At 38.8% G+C, this 18,795-nt stretch carries 18 protein-coding genes and 1 other annotated feature; of the genes, 16 read left to right on the plus strand and 2 right to left on the minus strand.

The window, feature by feature from the left end:
• The 3 genes from HMPREF2867_RS09060 to HMPREF2867_RS09070 form a co-directional block, all read left to right on the plus strand.
• Positions 1 to 326: N-acetylmuramoyl-L-alanine amidase family protein (locus HMPREF2867_RS09060; RefSeq protein WP_141751023.1), on the plus strand; the 326-nt coding region annotated here is incomplete at its 5' end.
• A gap of 80 nt (positions 327 to 406) precedes the next feature.
• Positions 407 to 1,630 (plus strand): peptidase T, encoded by a 1,224-nt coding sequence (gene pepT, locus HMPREF2867_RS09065; RefSeq protein WP_070577176.1) that lies wholly within the window; start codon positions 407 to 409, stop codon positions 1,628 to 1,630.
• A gap of 56 nt (positions 1,631 to 1,686) precedes the next feature.
• Complete coding sequence (locus tag HMPREF2867_RS09070) at positions 1,687 to 2,187, plus strand: EbsA family protein (protein WP_002890860.1); 501 nt, start codon at positions 1,687 to 1,689, stop codon at positions 2,185 to 2,187.
• Here HMPREF2867_RS09070 and HMPREF2867_RS11085 read toward each other — a convergent pair.
• Positions 2,171 to 2,368 carry a ferredoxin gene (locus tag HMPREF2867_RS11085; RefSeq protein WP_002890861.1) on the minus strand — a complete coding sequence of 66 codons (198 nt, stop codon included), beginning with the start codon at positions 2,366 to 2,368 and terminating at the stop codon, positions 2,171 to 2,173. The two genes, HMPREF2867_RS09070 and HMPREF2867_RS11085, sit on opposite strands and share 17 nt — an antisense overlap.
• Positions 2,369 to 2,413: 45 nt before the next feature.
• Here HMPREF2867_RS11085 and HMPREF2867_RS09075 point away from each other — a divergent pair, with 45 nt between their 5' ends.
• The 7 genes from HMPREF2867_RS09075 (at position 2,414) to HMPREF2867_RS11645 (ending at position 6,250) form a co-directional block, all read left to right on the plus strand.
• Positions 2,414 to 3,079 carry an SAG1386/EF1546 family surface-associated protein gene (locus HMPREF2867_RS09075; RefSeq protein ID WP_070577177.1) on the plus strand — a complete coding sequence of 222 codons (666 nt, stop codon included), beginning with the start codon at positions 2,414 to 2,416 and terminating at the stop codon, positions 3,077 to 3,079.
• A gap of 21 nt (positions 3,080 to 3,100) precedes the next feature.
• Positions 3,101 to 3,781, plus strand: coding sequence for a (d)CMP kinase (gene cmk, locus HMPREF2867_RS09080; RefSeq protein ID WP_002890865.1), 681 nt, complete (start codon positions 3,101 to 3,103; stop codon positions 3,779 to 3,781).
• Positions 3,782 to 3,804: 23 nt separating this feature from the next.
• Positions 3,805 to 3,927: a sequence feature (ribosomal protein L20 leader region), on the plus strand.
• A gap of 13 nt (positions 3,928 to 3,940) precedes the next feature.
• The gene (gene infC, locus HMPREF2867_RS09085; protein ID WP_002885108.1) at positions 3,941 to 4,471 is read left to right on the plus strand and encodes a translation initiation factor IF-3; all 531 of its coding nucleotides are present in this window, start codon (positions 3,941 to 3,943) and stop codon (positions 4,469 to 4,471) included.
• 38 nt (positions 4,472 to 4,509) lie between these two features.
• On the plus strand, positions 4,510 to 4,710 hold the full coding sequence (rpmI, locus tag HMPREF2867_RS09090; protein WP_002885093.1) for a 50S ribosomal protein L35: 201 nt from the start codon (positions 4,510 to 4,512) through the stop codon (positions 4,708 to 4,710).
• 56 nt (positions 4,711 to 4,766) lie between these two features.
• Positions 4,767 to 5,126 (plus strand): 50S ribosomal protein L20, encoded by a 360-nt coding sequence (gene rplT / locus HMPREF2867_RS09095; RefSeq protein ID WP_002885090.1) that lies wholly within the window; start codon positions 4,767 to 4,769, stop codon positions 5,124 to 5,126.
• Positions 5,127 to 5,169: 43 nt separating this feature from the next.
• Positions 5,170 to 5,643, plus strand: coding sequence for a GNAT family N-acetyltransferase (locus HMPREF2867_RS09100; protein WP_070577178.1), 474 nt, complete (start codon positions 5,170 to 5,172; stop codon positions 5,641 to 5,643).
• An 85-nt stretch (positions 5,644 to 5,728) separates the two neighbouring features.
• Positions 5,729 to 6,250 (plus strand): DUF2798 domain-containing protein, encoded by a 522-nt coding sequence (locus HMPREF2867_RS11645; protein WP_060972256.1) that lies wholly within the window; start codon positions 5,729 to 5,731, stop codon positions 6,248 to 6,250.
• 68 nt (positions 6,251 to 6,318) lie between these two features.
• Here HMPREF2867_RS11645 and HMPREF2867_RS09110 read toward each other — a convergent pair whose 3' ends face one another.
• Complete coding sequence (locus HMPREF2867_RS09110; RefSeq protein ID WP_002885057.1) at positions 6,319 to 6,504, minus strand: 4-oxalocrotonate tautomerase; 186 nt, start codon at positions 6,502 to 6,504, stop codon at positions 6,319 to 6,321.
• Positions 6,505 to 6,864: 360 nt separating this feature from the next.
• Between HMPREF2867_RS09110 and pepV the strand changes: the two genes are divergently transcribed.
• From pepV to HMPREF2867_RS09140, 6 genes are all read left to right on the plus strand, one after another.
• The gene (pepV, locus tag HMPREF2867_RS09115) at positions 6,865 to 8,271 is read left to right on the plus strand and encodes a dipeptidase PepV (RefSeq protein WP_060972255.1); all 1,407 of its coding nucleotides are present in this window, start codon (positions 6,865 to 6,867) and stop codon (positions 8,269 to 8,271) included.
• Positions 8,272 to 8,311: 40 nt separating this feature from the next.
• Positions 8,312 to 8,896 carry a uracil-DNA glycosylase family protein gene (locus tag HMPREF2867_RS09120; RefSeq protein ID WP_060972254.1) on the plus strand — a complete coding sequence of 195 codons (585 nt, stop codon included), beginning with the start codon at positions 8,312 to 8,314 and terminating at the stop codon, positions 8,894 to 8,896.
• Positions 8,897 to 9,269: 373 nt separating this feature from the next.
• Positions 9,270 to 13,058, plus strand: coding sequence for a GbpC/Spa domain-containing protein (locus HMPREF2867_RS09125; protein ID WP_060972253.1), 3,789 nt, complete (start codon positions 9,270 to 9,272; stop codon positions 13,056 to 13,058).
• A 460-nt stretch (positions 13,059 to 13,518) separates the two neighbouring features.
• Entirely contained in the window at positions 13,519 to 16,623 is a 3,105-nt protein-coding gene (locus HMPREF2867_RS09130; protein ID WP_070577179.1) for an LPXTG cell wall anchor domain-containing protein, read from the plus strand.
• A 159-nt stretch (positions 16,624 to 16,782) separates the two neighbouring features.
• The gene (gene rpiA / locus HMPREF2867_RS09135; RefSeq protein ID WP_002884973.1) at positions 16,783 to 17,463 is read left to right on the plus strand and encodes a ribose-5-phosphate isomerase RpiA; all 681 of its coding nucleotides are present in this window, start codon (positions 16,783 to 16,785) and stop codon (positions 17,461 to 17,463) included.
• A gap of 120 nt (positions 17,464 to 17,583) precedes the next feature.
• The gene (locus HMPREF2867_RS09140) at positions 17,584 to 18,795 is read left to right on the plus strand and encodes a phosphopentomutase (protein WP_070577180.1); all 1,212 of its coding nucleotides are present in this window, start codon (positions 17,584 to 17,586) and stop codon (positions 18,793 to 18,795) included.

Raw genomic sequence — 18,795 nt, forward strand, 5'->3', positions numbered from 1 at the left:
ATTATTACCAACCTTATGCAGAATACCCATCACGTATTAATGCGACCTACCATGCTAATCCGACACGATTGAGCATGAGTGACACTTTGGCCAATGCCATCCAGTCCAGCCTTATTAATGCGACTGGCGCTCAAAACCAAGGTGTGAAACGTCGCACCTTTGCAGTCTTGCGTGAAACAACAGCGCCAGCAGTTCTCCTTGAACTTGGCTTCTTGTCAAATCCTCAAGAAGCAGCTCGTTTGAGTACCTCTGCTTATCAAGAGACTTTAGCTAACGCAATTGTGGCAGGGATTAAGTCTTACTACGAAAAAGCAGCTAAAGTTTAAGTTATACGGTTAACCCATCAATATGCTGGGTTTTTGTGCTATAATTGAGGTAAATACTAAATACAACTAAAGGAGTGCTTATGGGCTACGATTTACTCTTAGAGCGTTTTTTACGTTACGTTAAAATCAATACACGTAGTGACGAAAATGCGACAAGAACACCAACAACACAAAGCCAGGTAGATTTTGCCTTGAAGGTTCTAAAACCAGAATTAGAAGAACTAGGTTTAAGTAACATCCATTATTTGGAAAGTAATGGTTACCTAGTGGCAACCCTTCCGGCTAACGATGACCAATTAACACGTAAGATTGGTTTCATCTCACATATGGATACTGCTGATTTTAATGCAGAAGGTGTGTCACCTCAAGTCATTGACTCTTATGATGGAGGTATCATACCCCTTGGAAGTTCAGGTTATAACCTAGATCCAGCAGATTTTCCAAATCTCAAGAATTATGTCGGTCAGACACTTATTACTACAAATGGCACCACTCTTCTTGGAGCTGATGATAAGTCTGGCATTGCAGAAATCATGACAGCCTTGGCTTATTTGAAGGCTCATCCTGAAATCAGGCATTGTGAGATTCGTGTAGGCTTTGGTCCTGATGAAGAAATTGGAATTGGCGCAGATAAATTTGATGTCGATGATTTTGATGTTGATTTTGCCTACACAGTTGATGGTGGCCCATTGGGTGAATTACAGTATGAAACCTTCTCTGCTGCGGGAGCAGAACTTACCTTCCATGGACGTAATGTTCACCCTGGAACAGCAAAAGACCAAATGGTTAATGCCTTGCAGTTGGCAGTTGATTTTCATAATCAGTTACCAGCAGAAGAACGCCCTGAGTTGACAGATGGCTATCAAGGTTTCAACCATCTTCAAACCATGACAGGTACTGTCGAAGAAGCAAAAGCATCTTATATCATCCGTGATTTTGAAACAGAGTCTTTTGAAAATCGTAAATCAGCCTTCCAAAAGATTGCCGATGAAATGAATAAAACTTATGGTCAGACACGAGTTGATTTGGTACTCAAAGATCAATACTATAATATGCGTCAGGTTATTGAAAAAGATATGACGCCTGTTGAGTTGGCTAAAGGAGTTATGGAGGAATTGGATATTACGCCAGTTATTGAACCCATTCGTGGTGGAACAGATGGTTCAAAGATTTCATTTATGGGTATTCCAACTCCAAACCTTTTTGCTGGGGGCGAAAATATGCATGGTCGATATGAGTTTGTTTCCTTGCAGACAATGGAAAAAGCCGTAGATGTTATTCTTGGAATTGTCAGTAAACCTTAATAGAGCTTGCTAAATACTGATTTTATGGTAAAATTAGAAGTAATGGAGGTGCTGAGATGATTAAAATTTTCGGCAAGTATCGTTACCATTGGCAACCCGAATTATCTTGGCTAATCATCTACTGGTCTTTAGCCATCACGCCAATCTTTATTGCGGCGGCCCTTCTGTTCGAGTTGTACTCGGTGCCCTCACATATTTTGATGCTCTTCACTATTTTCGTTGCCTTGTTTGGTTTAGGTTTCCATCGTTACTTTATTATTGAAGATCATGGGATTCTGCGTATTGTTTCTTTCAATATTTTTAAACCACGCAAAGTGAAAATTAGTGATATTGAAAAAGTCGAAGTTATTAAAACTGGCTTGAGCCTTATTTTTAAAAATGGTAAAAAACGTCAGTTTTATATGAGAAAGTGGCCAAAGAAATATTTCTTAGATGCTTTAGCGCTTCACCCTGATTTCAAAGGTGAGGTAGAGCTATTGGATCATATGACTAACTTTGATTACTTTGCCTTTTATGAGGAATCAAAAAAAGCCCTCAAGCTTAAACTTCGCAAATAAGGGCTTTAGTGGGACAAGACTTGACAGCAGTCAAAGTCTCAGGGGTGTTTTCAATAATTTGATTGAGTTGGTCGCTATCTCTGAACCTAACAATACCTTCGTCATCATAATCGAAGACGGGAGAGTAGGTTTGGCACAAACCACAAGCGATACATTTTTCTGGAATTAATGATACTTTCATAGTATTATTTTAAAATAGATTTATTGTTTTTACAAGGAGAATATCATGAGTAAAAAACCATGGGAAGATAAGGTTTCTGACGAAGAGTTGGAAGAAGTAGTTGACGCTGATTTTCTAGATGATGAAGATGAGTTTGAGGATTATGAAGAAGAAGAGGATGTAACTCCTTCTGATGAAAAACGCGAAAAAGGTGGTGGCTTCATTAATTCATCATTCTTGACAGTCTTGCTTGGATTATTCTTTGTTATTGTTGTATGTATTTTGTTCTTTGTTTTCTATACTTCAAATGTCGGTGGAAACAAAACTGCGGAATCTAAGGAATCATCTGGATTCTACTCATCATCAACTAGCAAAGTTGTTAAATCTTCATCTAGCGAGAAAGACTCAAACAAAGATGAGGAAAGTGAGAAATCTAATACAGAAAAATCTTCAAAAGAAAAATCATCAAAAGAGAAATCATCTTCAACTAAAGCATCAAGCTCTTCTAAACATGTAGTAAAAGAAGATGCAACTGAGTCAGCTGAGACAACACCATCAAGCGCTACGGCAGCAGCAGATGGTTCATCAATTGTTGTTCAATCTGGTGAAGGTGCTGGTTCAATCGCCGCACGTGCAGGTATTTCTGTAGATGAATTGGAACGTCTTAACCCTAATCACATGACAAATGGTTACTGGTATGCTAACCCAGGTGACGTCGTTAACGTTCAATAATTTTTAAAGCAAAGGAACATCATGAAAGATATTAGAATTGCTATTGATGGTCCTGCGTCAAGTGGAAAAAGTACAGTAGCCAAGATTATTGCAAAAAATCTTGGCTATACTTATCTTGACACAGGTGCCATGTACCGATCTGCAACTTATTTGGCCTTGCAGAATGGTTTAACTGAGGAAAATGTACCAGAAATTTTGGAGCAACTATCTCAATATCCGATTTCATTCGGAAAAGCAGCAGATGGTAGTCAGCAAGTTTATGTAGGTGATGTCGATATTACACACCCAATTCGTGATAACCAAGTTACAAATAATGTTTCTTGGGTCGCAGCTATTCCTGAAGTGCGTCAAGAACTCGTTGCGCAACAACAACGTATCGCTCAAGATGGGGCTATTATCATGGATGGTCGTGATATCGGGACCGTGGTTTTGCCTGATGCAGAACTAAAAATCTTCTTGATTGCCTCAGTTGATGAACGTGCGGAACGCCGTTATAAGGAAAATATCGAAAAAGGTATCCCTGCTGACCTTGAGACTCTAAAAAAAGAAATTGCTGAACGTGACTATAAAGATAGTCATCGTAAGGTGTCACCTCTTAAACCAGCGGAAGATGCCATCACTTTTGATACTACAGGTGTGTCTATTGATGGTGTTGTGGAATTTATTCAAGAAAAAGCAAAAAAAATTATTGACAAAGGATGACTCACTTGTTATACTATTAACAATGAGAAAAGCAGAAGTGAGAACTTCTCGCCTTGCGACTTAGGTTGTCTGGCCCAACATGTCAAATCCCTCTAGGGATATTATGTGTGCGGGCTTGTATATCAAGTCCGCTTTGTTTTTCTCTAAAAAAATAAAGAGGTGAAGATCATAGCTAAGAAAGATCTATTCATTAACGATGAAATTCGCGTTCGCGAAGTTCGTCTTGTTGGTCTTGATGGTGAACAATTGGGAATTAAACCATTGTCAGAAGCACAAGCTATTGCAGATGATGCAAATGTTGACTTGGTTCTCATCCAACCACAAGCTACGCCACCTGTTGCGAAGATTATGGACTACGGTAAGTTCAAATTTGAGTATCAAAAGAAACAAAAAGAACAACGTAAGAAACAAAGCGTTGTTACCGTTAAAGAAGTTCGTTTGAGTCCAGTTATTGATAAAGGTGACTTTGAAACTAAACTTCGTAATGGCCGTAAATTCCTTGAAAAAGGAAACAAGGTTAAAGTTTCTATCCGATTTAAAGGTCGTATGATTACTCACAAAGAAATCGGAGCTAAGGTCTTGGCGGAATTTGCTGAAAAAACGCAAGATATTGCGATTATTGAGCAAAGAGCGAAGATGGATGGACGTCAAATGTTCATGCAACTTGCACCAATTCCTGACAAAAAATAATTGTCAAACTAACACTATTTTAAGAGGAGAATTTTAAAATGCCAAAACAAAAAACACACCGCGCATCAGCTAAACGTTTCAAACGTACAGGTTCAGGTGGATTGAAACGCTTCCGTGCCTTCACATCTCACCGTTTCCACGGTAAAACTAAAAAACAACGTCGTCACCTTCGTAAAGCGTCAATGGTACATTCAGGTGACTTTAAACGTATCAAATCAATGCTTTCACAAATGCGTTAATTCGCTAAAAGCATTACAAATTAACTAAACTAGAATTAATTCGGAGGAATATATAAATGGCTCGTGTTAAAGGTGGCGTTGTATCACGCAAACGTCGTAAACGTGTATTGAAACTTGCTAAAGGTTACTATGGTGCAAAACACATCTTGTTCCGTACTGCAAAAGAACAAGTAATGAACTCTTACTACTATGCATACCGTGACCGTCGTCAAAAGAAACGTGATTTCCGTAAACTTTGGATCACACGTATCAATGCGGCAGCTCGTTTGAACGGTTTGTCATACTCACAATTGATGCACGGTTTGAAATTGGCTGAAATCGAAGTTAACCGTAAAATGCTTGCTGATTTGGCAGTTAACGATGCAGCAGCTTTCACAGCTCTTGCAGATGCAGCTAAAGCAAAACTTGGTAAATAAGAATTAAGGTGGGTCTTACCCATCTTTTTTTGTGGAGGTAATCATGATTCGTTTAGCAAAATTTGAAGATATTCCAAGATTACAGGAGTTATTGGAGCAGATTCTTATTGTTCATCATCAAGCACGCCCTGATGTTTTTAAGTCAAAAGGCAGTAAATTTACAGATGCAGAGTTAGAAGCAGTAATTAATGATTCAAAAAAACCTGTTTTTGTGTACGAGGATGACGAAGGGCGTATCTTGGGCCATCTTTTCTTAATGATTAAAGAAGAAACTGAAAATGATGGTCCACAAAAGGCTGTTAAGACTCTTTTTATTGATGATTTATGTGTTGATAAGGAAGCTCGAGGTCAAAAATTAGGAGAAAAGCTTTACCAATTTGCCTTGGACTATGCTAAGGAGCTAGGTTGTTATAATCTGACACTTCACGTATGGAATGATAATGCAGGTGCTCTACGTTTTTACGAACGTTTAGGTATGAAACCGAGATATACAGAAATGGAAACTATCCTAAGATAATACGTTTTCATGAGAGAAATTTAACTTACGAGGAAAAAATATTTTTGATATGCTAAAAGAGAACTCTTAGAAATGGAGAATTTTAATGCCTCGTAATTTTAAAGAAGCTTTGCTTTTTACGTTTTTGATGTGTGGAATGATGGTCTGTGGGATGAGTCTCTGGAATCTTCTCATCCTTGATTGGACTGGAGTAGTTCCCTTTGCTTGGGGTCACTTTTTCCAAGGTTATTTTCCTGGATTTGTGGTTGCTTTCTTACTTGATATGCTTTTGGTGGGGCCACTAGCCAAAACAATAGCATTTGCAATTTTGCATAAAGTAAAAGCCCATGATAAACGATGGGCAAAGATTTTAGTGATTTCTGGGACCATGGCGCTACTCATGGTAACGTTTATGTCATTCTATGGATTAGTTTACAACAGTCAGTCGGTGACGTTATTATCCTATGGTCGTGCTTGGTTGACAAATGTTATCATGGCTTTACCACTTAATTTTCTAGTGGTTGGTCCAATCTCACGTTTTATCTTGGGAAAACTACAAAAACCATTGCCTGGTGAAGAAGTCGTTGAGAATTTTGACGACGATGATGAATTACCAACGATAATATAAAAAAACTGGAGTTTCTTTCCAGTTTTTTTATATCAAAAGCAGCCACGGATGTGACTGCTTAATGATGATTAGTTTTTCTTCTTCATTTCACCATGTGGGTAGTAAGTTCCCTCTGGCATATCATTAATGAAAACATGAATAGCTTCTTTAGGTGCTTTTGCAACACGTGATACAACCTCAGTAACTTCGCGAGCAAGTTCGATTTTTTGTTCTTCAGTACGACCTTCAAAGAGATCAATTTTTACAAATGGCATAATGCATCTCCTTAGTTTTGATAGTCCTATTATAGCATTAATTAAGAGAATATTCTAAAGTTTTTGGAAATTCTTGAAATGATAATATCGCAATGTTACAATGTGAGTGATTTCGATAGTAAAGCCTAAAGTAAAAAAAAATCAGTAACCAAGGGTAGGATTTTCTAGTCGAAAGCAATAGTATTACTTTGATTCGAGTGTTCCTGATTAAGGAAATTTTTCACATTCTATTGAAGATGGTATGAAGTCTTTTGACATTCGGTAAGGGATTGCATTTTTTATTGGCTTTGTTTATAAGGGATGAAAACTCTTACTAAAAATGGTAAAATAGTGCTAACTAGAGACAGTAAGGAGTAAATTATGACAATTGATTTTCGTGCCGAAGTTGATAAGCGCAAAGATGCCTTGATGGAGGACCTTTTTGGTCTTTTGCGTATTAACTCAGAACGTGATGACAGTAAGGTTGATGATAAGCACCCATTTGGTCCTGGACCAGTAAAAGCTTTGGAACATTTTCTTGCTTTAGCTGAACGTGATGGTTATAAAACTCGTAATATTGATAATTATGCTGGTGACTTTGAATTTGGTCAAGGTGATGAAGTATTGGGTATCTTTGCACACTTGGATGTGGTTCCAGCTGGGAGTGGTTGGGATACAGATCCTTATGAACCTGTAATCAAAGATGGCAAACTTTATGCTCGTGGGTCATCAGATGATAAAGGCCCAACAATGGCTTGTTACTATGCCTTGAAAATTATTAAAGAACTCGAGCTTCCAGTATCTAAGCGTGTGCGTTTCATTGTTGGTACTGATGAAGAATCTGGTTGGGGCGATATGGATTATTACTTCGCTCATAATGGATTGAAAGATCCTGATTTTGGTTTTTCACCTGATGCAGAATTCCCAATTATCAATGGTGAAAAAGGTAATATTACAGCCTATCTCCATTTTGAAGGTCAAAATGATGGGGACTTTAGTCTTGTGTCATTTAATGGTGGTTTGCGTGAAAATATGGTTCCTGAATCAGCAAGTGCATATTTTACTGGGCCTACCACTTTGAAAGAACTCGAGGCCAAATTAGGAGACTTTGTTGCGGAGCAAGAAGTTACTGGTCAAGTGACCGAGGAAGCGGGTGTTTTCCATGTGATTATTCATGGGAAATCTGCTCATGGTATGATGCCTCAAAATGGTATTAATGGAGCAACCTACTTGGCACTCTTCCTTAGCCAATTTGATTTCCAAGGTAATGCTAAAAAGTATTTGGATTTAATTGCTGAAACATTGCATAAAGATTTCTTTGGTGAAAAAGTAGGTCTTGCTTACACAGATCCTAAGATGGGTGAATTGACCATGAATGCTGGGGTGTTTCATTTCAATAAGGAATCAGCAGATAATACAATCGCTTTGAATTTCCGCTACCCTCAAGGCGTTGATGTAGACGGTATTAAGGCCGGCCTTGAAAAACTTGAAGGTCCTAAGGCTGTTAGTCTCTCAGAACATGGTCATGTGCCACACTATGTACCAGTTAATGATCCTATGGTAGAGACCCTTCTTTCAGTCTATGAGAAACAAACAGGACTTAAAGGTCATGAACAAATTATTGGTGGTGGTACATTTGGACGTCTCCTAAAACGTGGTGTTGCCTATGGAGCTATGTTCCCTGGTTATGTCAACACTATGCACCAAGCCAATGAGTTTACTGAGGTTGAAGACTTGTACCGTGCAGCTGCCATTTATGCAGAAGCTATCTATGAGTTAATCAAATAAAAAAGAGAGACGGTTTTGTCTCTTTTTTGAGGAGGAAAATATGGAAACACTCGATGAATTAACACAAGCAATCATGTCCGATGAACAAAATAAAGCTTTTACGGAACAAGGTATAAAACCCTTGTTTACCATTCCAAAAACGGCACGAATTAATATCGTAGGACAAGCTCCTGGTATTCGCGCCCAAGAGTCCGGTCTTTATTGGAATGATCCTAGCGGTGATAATCTTAGGGATTGGATGGGTGTTTCACGCGAAGAATTTTATGAATCTGGCATGTTTGCTATTGTACCAATGGATTTTTATTTCCCAGGTCATGGTAAATCAGGTGATTTACCTCCTCGCAAAGGATTTGCAGACAAGTGGCATGAGAAAGTTCTTGCTTTAGCTCCTGATATTCAATTGACGATTTTAGTAGGTAACTATGCACAGCGTTACTATTTGCATCAAAAATCATCGGCAAAATTAACGGATACAGTTAAGCATTATAAAGATTATCTCCCAGAGTTTTTTCCTCTCGTTCATCCCTCTCCTAGAAATAATATATGGCAAGCCAAAAATCCATGGCTTATGGAAGAAGTAGTTCCAGATTTGAAGGCCTTGGTCAAAAAAATCTTAAGTCAATGATTTCTGATATATGAACTTGGATTGTCATTAGGTATTGTTATCAAATTAATGAAGCAAGTAACAGAACATATCCCAATGATATAAAGATTTGAGCCCCTTGGGGCTCTTTTTGATACTTTAACAAAAAGAGTCGCAAAAATAATTAACAAAGCTTTAATATCAAGCTTATATTGTGCAATTTAATTCTAATTTTCAGAAGAAGTAACATATAAAATTAAGGTAGCTATCCTTTTAAACTAAAGAATCAATTAAATAATACTTACAAATTGAAAATGAGTGTAAATTTTTGGAAATATTAAGACAATTCTATTGACAGAAAGTTTAAAAGTGATAGACTTTAGGTGTTAAGAAAATATAGAAGGAAATTTGTGATATGGGAAGAAAAGATTCACAACGTTTTTCAATCAGAAAGTATAGCTTTGGAGCTGCTTCTGTTCTTTTGGGTACAACCATTCTTGCGATGGGGGCAACTGGTGTACATGCAGATGAGGTTTCAACTTCAGCTGCTACTGATACACCGCTTAGTGCTTCTGTACTAACAGATACTGCTGCTGATCCGGCAACAACTGTTGATCATTCAGAGAAGCAAGTTGTTTCTGTTAAAGAAGAAGGAAATACCACTGTAACAACAAGTGTTGTTACAACTGATAGTCTTGAGGATGCTAAAACTTCTGCGGTAAAAGAAGGGGTAGAAGTCGAAGAAACTGCACCTCAAACACATACATCCCTAGAGGGTGCTATTGCTGACAATCAAGCTCAATCAAAAGAGATTAACACGGTTGTTTCGGATTATCAGAAGGCAAAAGAAAGCCACAAAAAAGATGTAGCTGAGTATGATAAAGCTAAGGCTGAGTACGATGCTAAAGTGGCCGAAAAAGCAGCAGCTGATAAAGCAAACGCTGCTTCTAAAGCACAGTATGATACTGATCAAGCTGCTTATGAAAAAGGGTTAGCTAAATACCAAGCTGATAAAAAAGCCTATGATGCAGCATTGGAAGAGTATAATACTCAAAAATTAACTTATGATTCTAAAGTAGCAGAAAAAGCAGCTGCCGATGCAGCTAATGCTAAGTCAGAAGCCGATTACAAAGTACAGTTGGCTGTTTATGAAACTGCTAAGAAGAACTATGAAGCTGCTATGGCTCAGTACAGCAAAGACAAGGCAAAATATGATGCTGAGAAGGAATCTTATGATGCTAAAGTAGCTGAAAAAGTTCGTACAGAAATCGAAAACAAGGCAGCTCAAGAGCAGTATAAGAAAGATTTAGCTACTTATAATGCCGCTTACGAAAAATATCAAACCGATTTAGCTGCCTACAAGACTGCCAAAGCCGCCTACGATGCTAAAGTAGCCGAAAAAGCAGCAGCTGACGTAGCTAATGCAGAAGCTAAAGCTAAGTATGATGCGGAAATGGTCACTTACGAAGCAGCCTTGTCTGAATATAAGACAAATAAGGCTTTGTATGATGCCGCTCTAGCTGAATACAATACGAAAAAAGCAGCCTATGATGCTAAAGTAGCTGAGAAAACACAAGCAGAAATTACTGATAAGGCAGCTCAAGAGCAATATGAGAAAGATCTTGCTGCTTACAATACGGCTTACCAAAAATATCAAACTGATTTAGCTGCCTACAAGACTGCTAAAGCAGCCTACGATGCCAAAGTAGCCGAAAAAGCAACTGCTGATAAGGCAAATGCGGAAGCTAAAGCCAAGTATGATGCAGAAATGGCTGTTTACAATACAGCTAAAGCACAATACGATAAAGATTTACAAGAATACCAAGCTAAGAAAGCGCAATACGATAAAGATAAAGCAGCCTATGATCAACTTGTTGCTATTAAAGCAGAAGAAGATGCTGCAAAAGCTAAGTATGAAGTTGAGCTTGCAAAATACAATGTAGATTTAGAGCAATACGGCAAAGATTTTGCTACCTACCAAACAAAACTTGCTGAATATCAAACAGCTTTGGCACAGTACAAAGATGCTAAAGCAGCCTATGATAAGTACATGAATGATAATGGTTTCCAAGATCTGAAAGATGTAGAAACTGTTCAAGATTTGACCTTCCAACGTGAAGGTGGAGCCATTCATACCATCAATGGCATCAGCGCTTATCTCACTCGTGATGCTCAAGCTCGTTTGAATACAAGCAATGTACATCAGTATGATTCCAATAAATTGGAAGCTTCAGATATTGTAGCAACTAGTCCTTGGGCCAATAATGAAACTGAATTTATTCAAATTAAGGAAGGTGACAAATTTGTTGTAACCTATGACAATTTGAATCAGTCAAGCATGCGTGAAAATACGGATATGCATCCGATCAAGCGCGTGATTTATCGCTATGAAATTTTGAGTCTTCCATCAAATGACGGTAAAGGAATTGCAGCCGTTAGCTCAGACCCAACTGTAACACTAACAGTCGGTGCTTCAACAGACCAAAATAAACCCGTTAAGGTGGCTGTAGATATTGAATTTTATGATGGTAATGGCAATAAGTTTGATTTGACACAGCATAACGCTATTGTTGCGCTTAATTCCCTTAACCACTGGACAGGTGCTTCTTATGTGGATAGTGGAGATAAACCTCGTGCCCTTACAGTAGAAGCCAAGGATAAAGATGGTAAGACTGTTCGAGGAACTTGGAATCCATATGCAGATGGTTCATCAATGAGCATTGAAAACAATGCAGTTGTTGTTAAAAATGGAACAGCTGACTTTGGTACTGCTGACGTCACTATCTCTGCTGAAAATCCAATTAAAATTGTGGCACAAAAAGCAACGTGGAATGGTAGTGAATTTACAGTTAGTGAAGAAACTGTTATTGACGCAACTTCAGTCAATGTTTCAGGTGCTGGGAATGGTCACTCTATCGGAACAGATGAGTTCACATTAGACGGTAAAGATGATGTGATTGGTTCTTACACTATTGATCCAACTTCAGGACGTATCATCTTTACTCCTAAGAAGAAATTTGAAAATGTAGAGCACCAAGAGTCTGTAAATATTGGCAATAATAGATATATTCCAATTCCAAATTCTAGTGTTTCTTATGATGCCGCTACTAAAGAAGTAACGTCGTTTAAAGATAACCAATACATTGAACATGGGTCTATCTTTAATGGTGAATCTTCAACGACTCTTGAAGGTTGGGATAATCCATCTTCTCCATATCTCTATTATGGTGGAGCAGGCTTAAAGATGGCTGATGGTCACTTGGTATTTACGGCCAATGGAGCTAATGCTGCTGGTCAACCAACAGTATATTGGTTTGCGATTAACTCAAATGTTGGTATTCCAAAAAATCCTGGTGAAGCACCAAAAGAGCCAACAGCTCCAGAAGAACCAAAGGCGCCAACGCCACCAACGATTACTTTGGATAAACTTCCAGCTGAACCAATAGAACCAACGCCACCAACAGCTCCTGTGGCACCGGTAGAACCTTCTTATACAGTGGTCACAGTTGATGCTGAGGGTCCAACAGCTCCAACAGAGCCTAAGGCTCCAACACCACCAACTCCGACAGTTGTTGAAGTTCCAGCGGAACCAAGCAAACCAGAAGAACCTAAAGCGCCAACACCACCGACAGAACCTAACTACACTGTTGTTACAGTTGATGCAGAGGAACCTAAGGCTCCAACAGAACCAAAAGCTCCAACGCCGCCAACTCCAGCTTTAGTTGAAGTGCCAGTAGAGCCACGTAAGATTACGGCTCCAGTAGAGCCAAAAGCGCCGACTCCACCTACACCAGTAGTTGTAGATGTACCTGGAGAGCCAACCAAACCAACACCACCAACAGAACCTAAAGCACCTACACCACCAACTATGGTTGTGGTAAACGTACCTAATAAACCTGTTTCACCTAAAGAGCTTGTGACTCCTAAAGTAAAATGGCATAAGAATTACCTTGTTGAGCGCGTAACACGTCCAGTACCAACGACGCCACCAACTCCTCAAAAACCAAAAACTCCTGGAACACCTACAGGACCAAGTGTCGTTTCAACTTCAACAGTCGTTGCTAAGAATCAAACACAAGGCATATACACTGAAAAATTACCAGAAACAGGGGAATCTAACCAAAAATTAGCATCTGTAACAGGTCTAGGCTTGCTTTCAATGGCCCTTTCAGGTCTATGGTCAGTTCGCAAACGTAAACATTAATAGGAAATATGAAAGATTAGTTTGTTTTGCTGTGCAAGACAGTCTAGTCTTTTTTTGTTATCTATTCTTTGAGTTTTATCAGCTTAAACTAGTTTGATTGTTAAAACTAATTTAGGAAACTAGAAGAAAGAATTTAGCTGAAATAGGTTATCAAGAACTAATTCTCGCAATGAAAAGTAGCATGAAAACGTATAGTTATGTATTTTTCATAATCTTTTCAATAAAAAAACATTAAAGCGAATTGGACTAGATATTATAAAATTAAACCTCCTTTTTGTATCGAAAACGCTATTAATAATAGGGTTTTGTCTATCAAATATTTTGATATTAAAAAGTATTTGAATTTAAGAATCTAATCGAATTTAAAGGAATGCGTGTTTTTATGAGATATCTCAAATTGACATGGTTCTTTCTTTTGTTAGAATATGAACATAACTAAATATAGAAGGACGTAATTTAAATGGGGAAAAAGGAATTACAACGTTATTCACTCAGAAAGTCTAGCCTTGGTGCGGCTTCTGTTCTTTTGGGGACTGCAGTTCTTGCAGTAGGAGCTTCAAATGCAAGCGCTGATGAGGTAGCAACAACTACAGATTCAGCAACACCAGCAGTTGAAGCAACAGATGCTGTTGAAGAAAACACTTCAGCCGTAGCAGATTCAACTGAAAAGAAAGTTGTTAACGTTACTGAAGAAGGCAACACAACTGTTACAACGAGTGAAGTAACAAATACAAGCTTAGAAGCTGCAAAAACAGCTGCAACTAACGAAGGGGTTGAGGTTAAGGAAGAACCTGCTCAAACCAAAGAAACTGTTGAAGCAGCTGCTGCAGATAATAAAGCACAAGCAGAGAAAATCAATACAGTCGTTTCTGATTATAAAGCGGCTAAAGAACAATACAAGTCAGATAAAGCTGACTATGATAAAGCAAAAGCAAACTATGATGCCAAATTAGCTGAGAAAGCACTTGCTGATAAAACAAATGCTGAAGCACAGGCTAAATATGATACTGAAAAAACAGCTTATGATAAAGCTTCAGAGCAATACCAAATTGCTAAGCAAGCTTATGACTCAGCTCTTTCAGAGTACAAGACTAAGAAAGTTACTTATGATGCTAAGGTAGCAGAAAAAGAAGCCGCTGATAAAGAAAATGCGCTTTCTGCAGCTAAATACCAAGCAGAATTGGCAACATATAACCAAGCAAAGGCTGATTATGAAGCAGCTCTTGCTCAGTACAATAGCGATAAAGCCAAATACAATGCTGAAAAAGCTAACTATGATAATAAAGTAGCTGAAAAAGTTGTTACTGAAAAACGTAACGCCGAAGCTGAAGCTAAATATCAAACGGAGCTAGCAGCATACAATGAAGCAAAAGCTAAATATGATGTAGAAAAAGCAGCATATGACAAGAATCTTGAACTTTATAACGCTAAGAAAGCAGCTTATGAAGCAGATCTTGAAACAAAACAAGCTATTGAAAAATACAATGCAGATGCTAAAGCTAAATACGAAGCTGCCTTGGTTGTCTACAATGAGCAAAAAGCTAAATATGACCAAGAGTACCTTGAGTATCAAAACAAAATAGCTGTCTACCAAACAGCACTTAAACAATACCAAGATGCTAAAACAGCTTACGATAAATACATGAATGATCCTGTATATCGTAACCTTAAAGATGCTGAAGTTGTTCAAGAATTGACTTTCCAACGTGAAAACGATGCGACACACAAAGTTGAAGGTGTAAGCAACTTCTTGACAAAAGAAGCACAAGAGCGTCTTAACACAAGTAATGTTTTCCAATATGACTCTAACAAGTTACAAGCATCTGACATTGTTTCAAATAGCCCTTGGACAAACACTGAAGACGAGTGGATTCAAGTTAAAGAAGGTGACAAATTTGTTGTTACTTATGATGGCTTGAACCAATCAAGCATGCTTGTTGAGAATGAAGCATCAGCAATCAAACGTGTTGTATACCGTTACGAAATCGTTAGCCTTCCATCAAACGACGGAAAAGGTATCGCGAAAATCAGTAAGGATCCAACAGTAACTATGACAGTTGGAGCGTCAACTGATCAAGATAAACCGGTTAAAGTAGCTGTAGATGTTGAGTTTTACGATAAAGATGGTAAAATGTTCAACCTTAGTGAGCGTAATGCTATCGTAGCACTTAACTCACTTAACCACTGGAACGGTGCAGCTTATGTTGAAACATCTGAGCGCCCACGTCCACTTACAGTAGAAGCGAAAGACGTTAATGGTAATACTGTTCGCGGTACTTACAATCCTTACGCAGATGGTTCTACTTTGGCAATCCAAAACGGTGAAGTTGTTACAAAATCTGGTTACGCAGATTTTGGTGGAGCTACAGTTAACATTTCAGATGAGAACCCACTTAAGGTAGTGGTTCCTATCACTGACTGGAATGGTTCAGAATGGGTTGTCTCACGTGAAATTCCATCTGATGTCACAACTCTTAATGCTTCAGGTAGCGGTAATGGGCACGCTCTTGGTAACCAAGATTATACGTTTGGTGATAAAGATGATGTTATTGGTTCATACAGTGTTTCTGCTGAAACTGGTTTGATTACATTCACACCTAAGAAAAAATACCAATCAACACGCCACCAAGAATATGTAAATATTGGTGATAACCAATTCATCGCTATTCCAAAATCATCAGTTACTTATGATGCTGCCACTAAAGAAGTAACATCTGTCAATGATAACCAATACATTGACCATGGTGCAGTCTTTAATGGTGAGACAACATCAGAATTGACAGGTTGGGATAACGCTGATTCACCTTACCTCTACTATGGAGGTGCAGGTATCAAGATGACTAATGGTCACTTGGTATTTACTGCTGAAGGTGCAAATGCTGATGGTGCACCAACAGTTTATTGGTTCGCAATCAACTCTAACCTTGGTTTGCCTAAGAATCCAGGTGAAAAACCTGAAGAGCCTAAGGCACCAACACCACCAACAGCACCGGTTAAACCAGTCGTTAAAACAGTTGGTATCAATCCACAAGAACCAACACCACCAACACCTCCAAAAGAGCCAGTGGCACCAACGCCACCAACTCCAGAGGTAGTTGAAGTTCCTGGTAAACCACAAGAACCAACACCACCAACAGGTCCAACAGCACCAACGCCACCAACACCAAAAGTGGTTGAAGTTCCAGAAAAACCGGTTGAACCAACACCACCAACAGGTCCAACGGCACCAACGCCACCAACACCAAAAGTAGTTGAAGTTCCTGCTAAACCAGTAGAACCTAAAACTCCTGAAAAACCAAGTATTGTATGGCACAAGAACTATGTCGTTGAGAGAGAGTCTCACGTGGTACCACCAACACCACCGACTACACCACCAACACCTGTTACTCCTCCAACTCCAGTGACACCACCAACTACACCAACTCCAGATACTGAAGTTCCTGTAGTGCCTCAAGCTGAGTTGCCACAAACTGGTGAGCACACTAGCAATGCTGGATTTATTGGACTTCTTTCAATGATTTTTGCAGCCTTTGTAGGATTCTTCAAACGTCGTAAAGAAGATTAAGTGGTGCTATTAAATTAGTTCCCCATCAAAACTAGATTCTATTTAGGATCTAGTTTTTATTTTTGCTCGTTTTTCCTCCCTCATATTATTTCTATTTACTGGTGAAACATGTTATAATTGTTTTGAACGACTATTTTAGAAAGATGCAAGGAGACGAGCATGGAAGAACTTAAGAAAATCGCTGGTGTAACCGCTGCCAAATATGTTGAAGATGGAATGGTTGTTGGACTCGGTACAGGGTCAACAGCCTACTTCTTTGTAGAGGAAATTGGCCGTCGTATTAAGGAAGAAGGTCTTAGTGTTGTTGGTGTAACGACATCAAGTCAAACCACTAAACAAGCTGAAGGCTTAGGCATTCCTTTGAAGGCAGTGGATGACATTGACAGTATTGATGTTACTGTTGATGGAGCCGACGAAGTAGACCCTCAACTCAACGGGATTAAAGGTGGCGGTGGCGCCCTTTTGATGGAAAAAATCGTCGCTACACCTACAAAAGAATATATCTGGGTGGTTGATGAGTCTAAAATGGTTGATCAATTAGGTGCTTTCAAACTACCAGTTGAAGTGGTTCAATATGGTGCTGACCGTCTGTACCGTGTCTTTGAGTCTAAGGGCTATAAGCCATCATTCCGACTTACGGAACAAGGTGACCGCTTTGTTACAGATATGAAGAACTATATCATCGATCTTGATTTAGGTAAGATTGAAAATCCAGTAGCTCTTGGTGAAGAACTAAAAGCTATGACAGGGGTTGTCGATCATGGATTGTTCAATGGCATGGTTAACAAAGTCATCGTTGCAGGAAAAGACGGTGTTAAGGTCGTTGAAGTTAAGGCCTAGTCCGATTTTTATTCCCCTCACTTTTAATGAGGAAAACTAATTAATTATTTTCAAACTATTAAATAATATAGAAAGGCAAGAGGTAATTTCGAAAAGATTTTAGCTCTTTGTGGTGTTATTATGTCCAAATTTAACCGAATGCATTTAGTCGTTCTTGATTCAGTAGGAATTGGTGCTGCTCCAGATGCCAATGACTTTGTCAATGCAGGTGTGCCAGACGGTGCTTCAGATACCCTTGGTCACATCTCTAAATCTGTAGGATTGAATGTGCCAAATATGGCTAAGCTTGGTCTAGGAAATATTCCTCGTGAAACACCTTTGAAAACAGTACCAGCAGAGAGCAACCCAACTGGTTATGCAACAAAATTGCAGGAAGTTTCTCTTGGTAAAGATACGATGACTGGTCACTGGGAAATCATGGGTCTCAATATTACTGAACCTTTTGATACTTTCTGGAACGGATTCCCAGAAGAAATTCTCACTAAAATTGAAGAATTCTCAGGACGTAAAGTCATTCGTGAAGCTAATAAACCATACTCAGGTACGGCTGTTATTGAAGACTTTGGACCTCGTCAAATGGAAACTGGTGAATTGATTATTTACACTTCAGCTGACCCAGTTCTTCAAATTGCCGCACACGAAGACGTTATTCCTTTGGCTGAATTGTATCATATTTGTGAATATGCACGTTCAATTACTCTTGAGCGTCCAGCTCTTCTAGGGCGTATCATTGCTCGTCCTTACGTTGGTGAACCTGGAAACTTCACTCGTACGTCTAACCGTCGTGATTTGGCTGTTTCACCATTTGCACCAACTGTTTTGGATAAATTGAATGAAGCTGGTATCGATACTTATGCCGTTGGTAAAATCAATGATATTTTCAATGGAGCTGGTATCAACCACGATATGGGACACAACAAATCAAATAGCCATGGTATTGATAATTTGATTAAAGCTATGACTTCTGAAGACTTCAAACATGGTTTCTCATTCACAAACTTGGTAGACTTTGATGCCCTTTATGGACATCGTCGTGACCCACATGGATATCGTGATTGCTTGCACGAATTTGACCAACGTTTGCCTGAAATCATTGCTGCTATGCGTGAAGATGATCTCTTGATGATTACTGCTGACCATGGAAATGATCCAACTTATGCAGGTACAGACCATACTCGTGAATATATTCCTTTCTTGGCTTATAGCCCATCATTCAAAGGAAATGGACTTATTCCAGTAGGTCATTTCTCTGACATCTCAGCAACTGTCGCTGAAAACTTTGGTGTAGATAAAGCCATGATTGGTGAAAGCTTCTTGGATAAACTTATCTAA

This window comes from Streptococcus sp. HMSC064H09 (assembly GCF_001812625.1).
In the GTDB taxonomy this organism is placed as follows: domain Bacteria; phylum Bacillota; class Bacilli; order Lactobacillales; family Streptococcaceae; genus Streptococcus.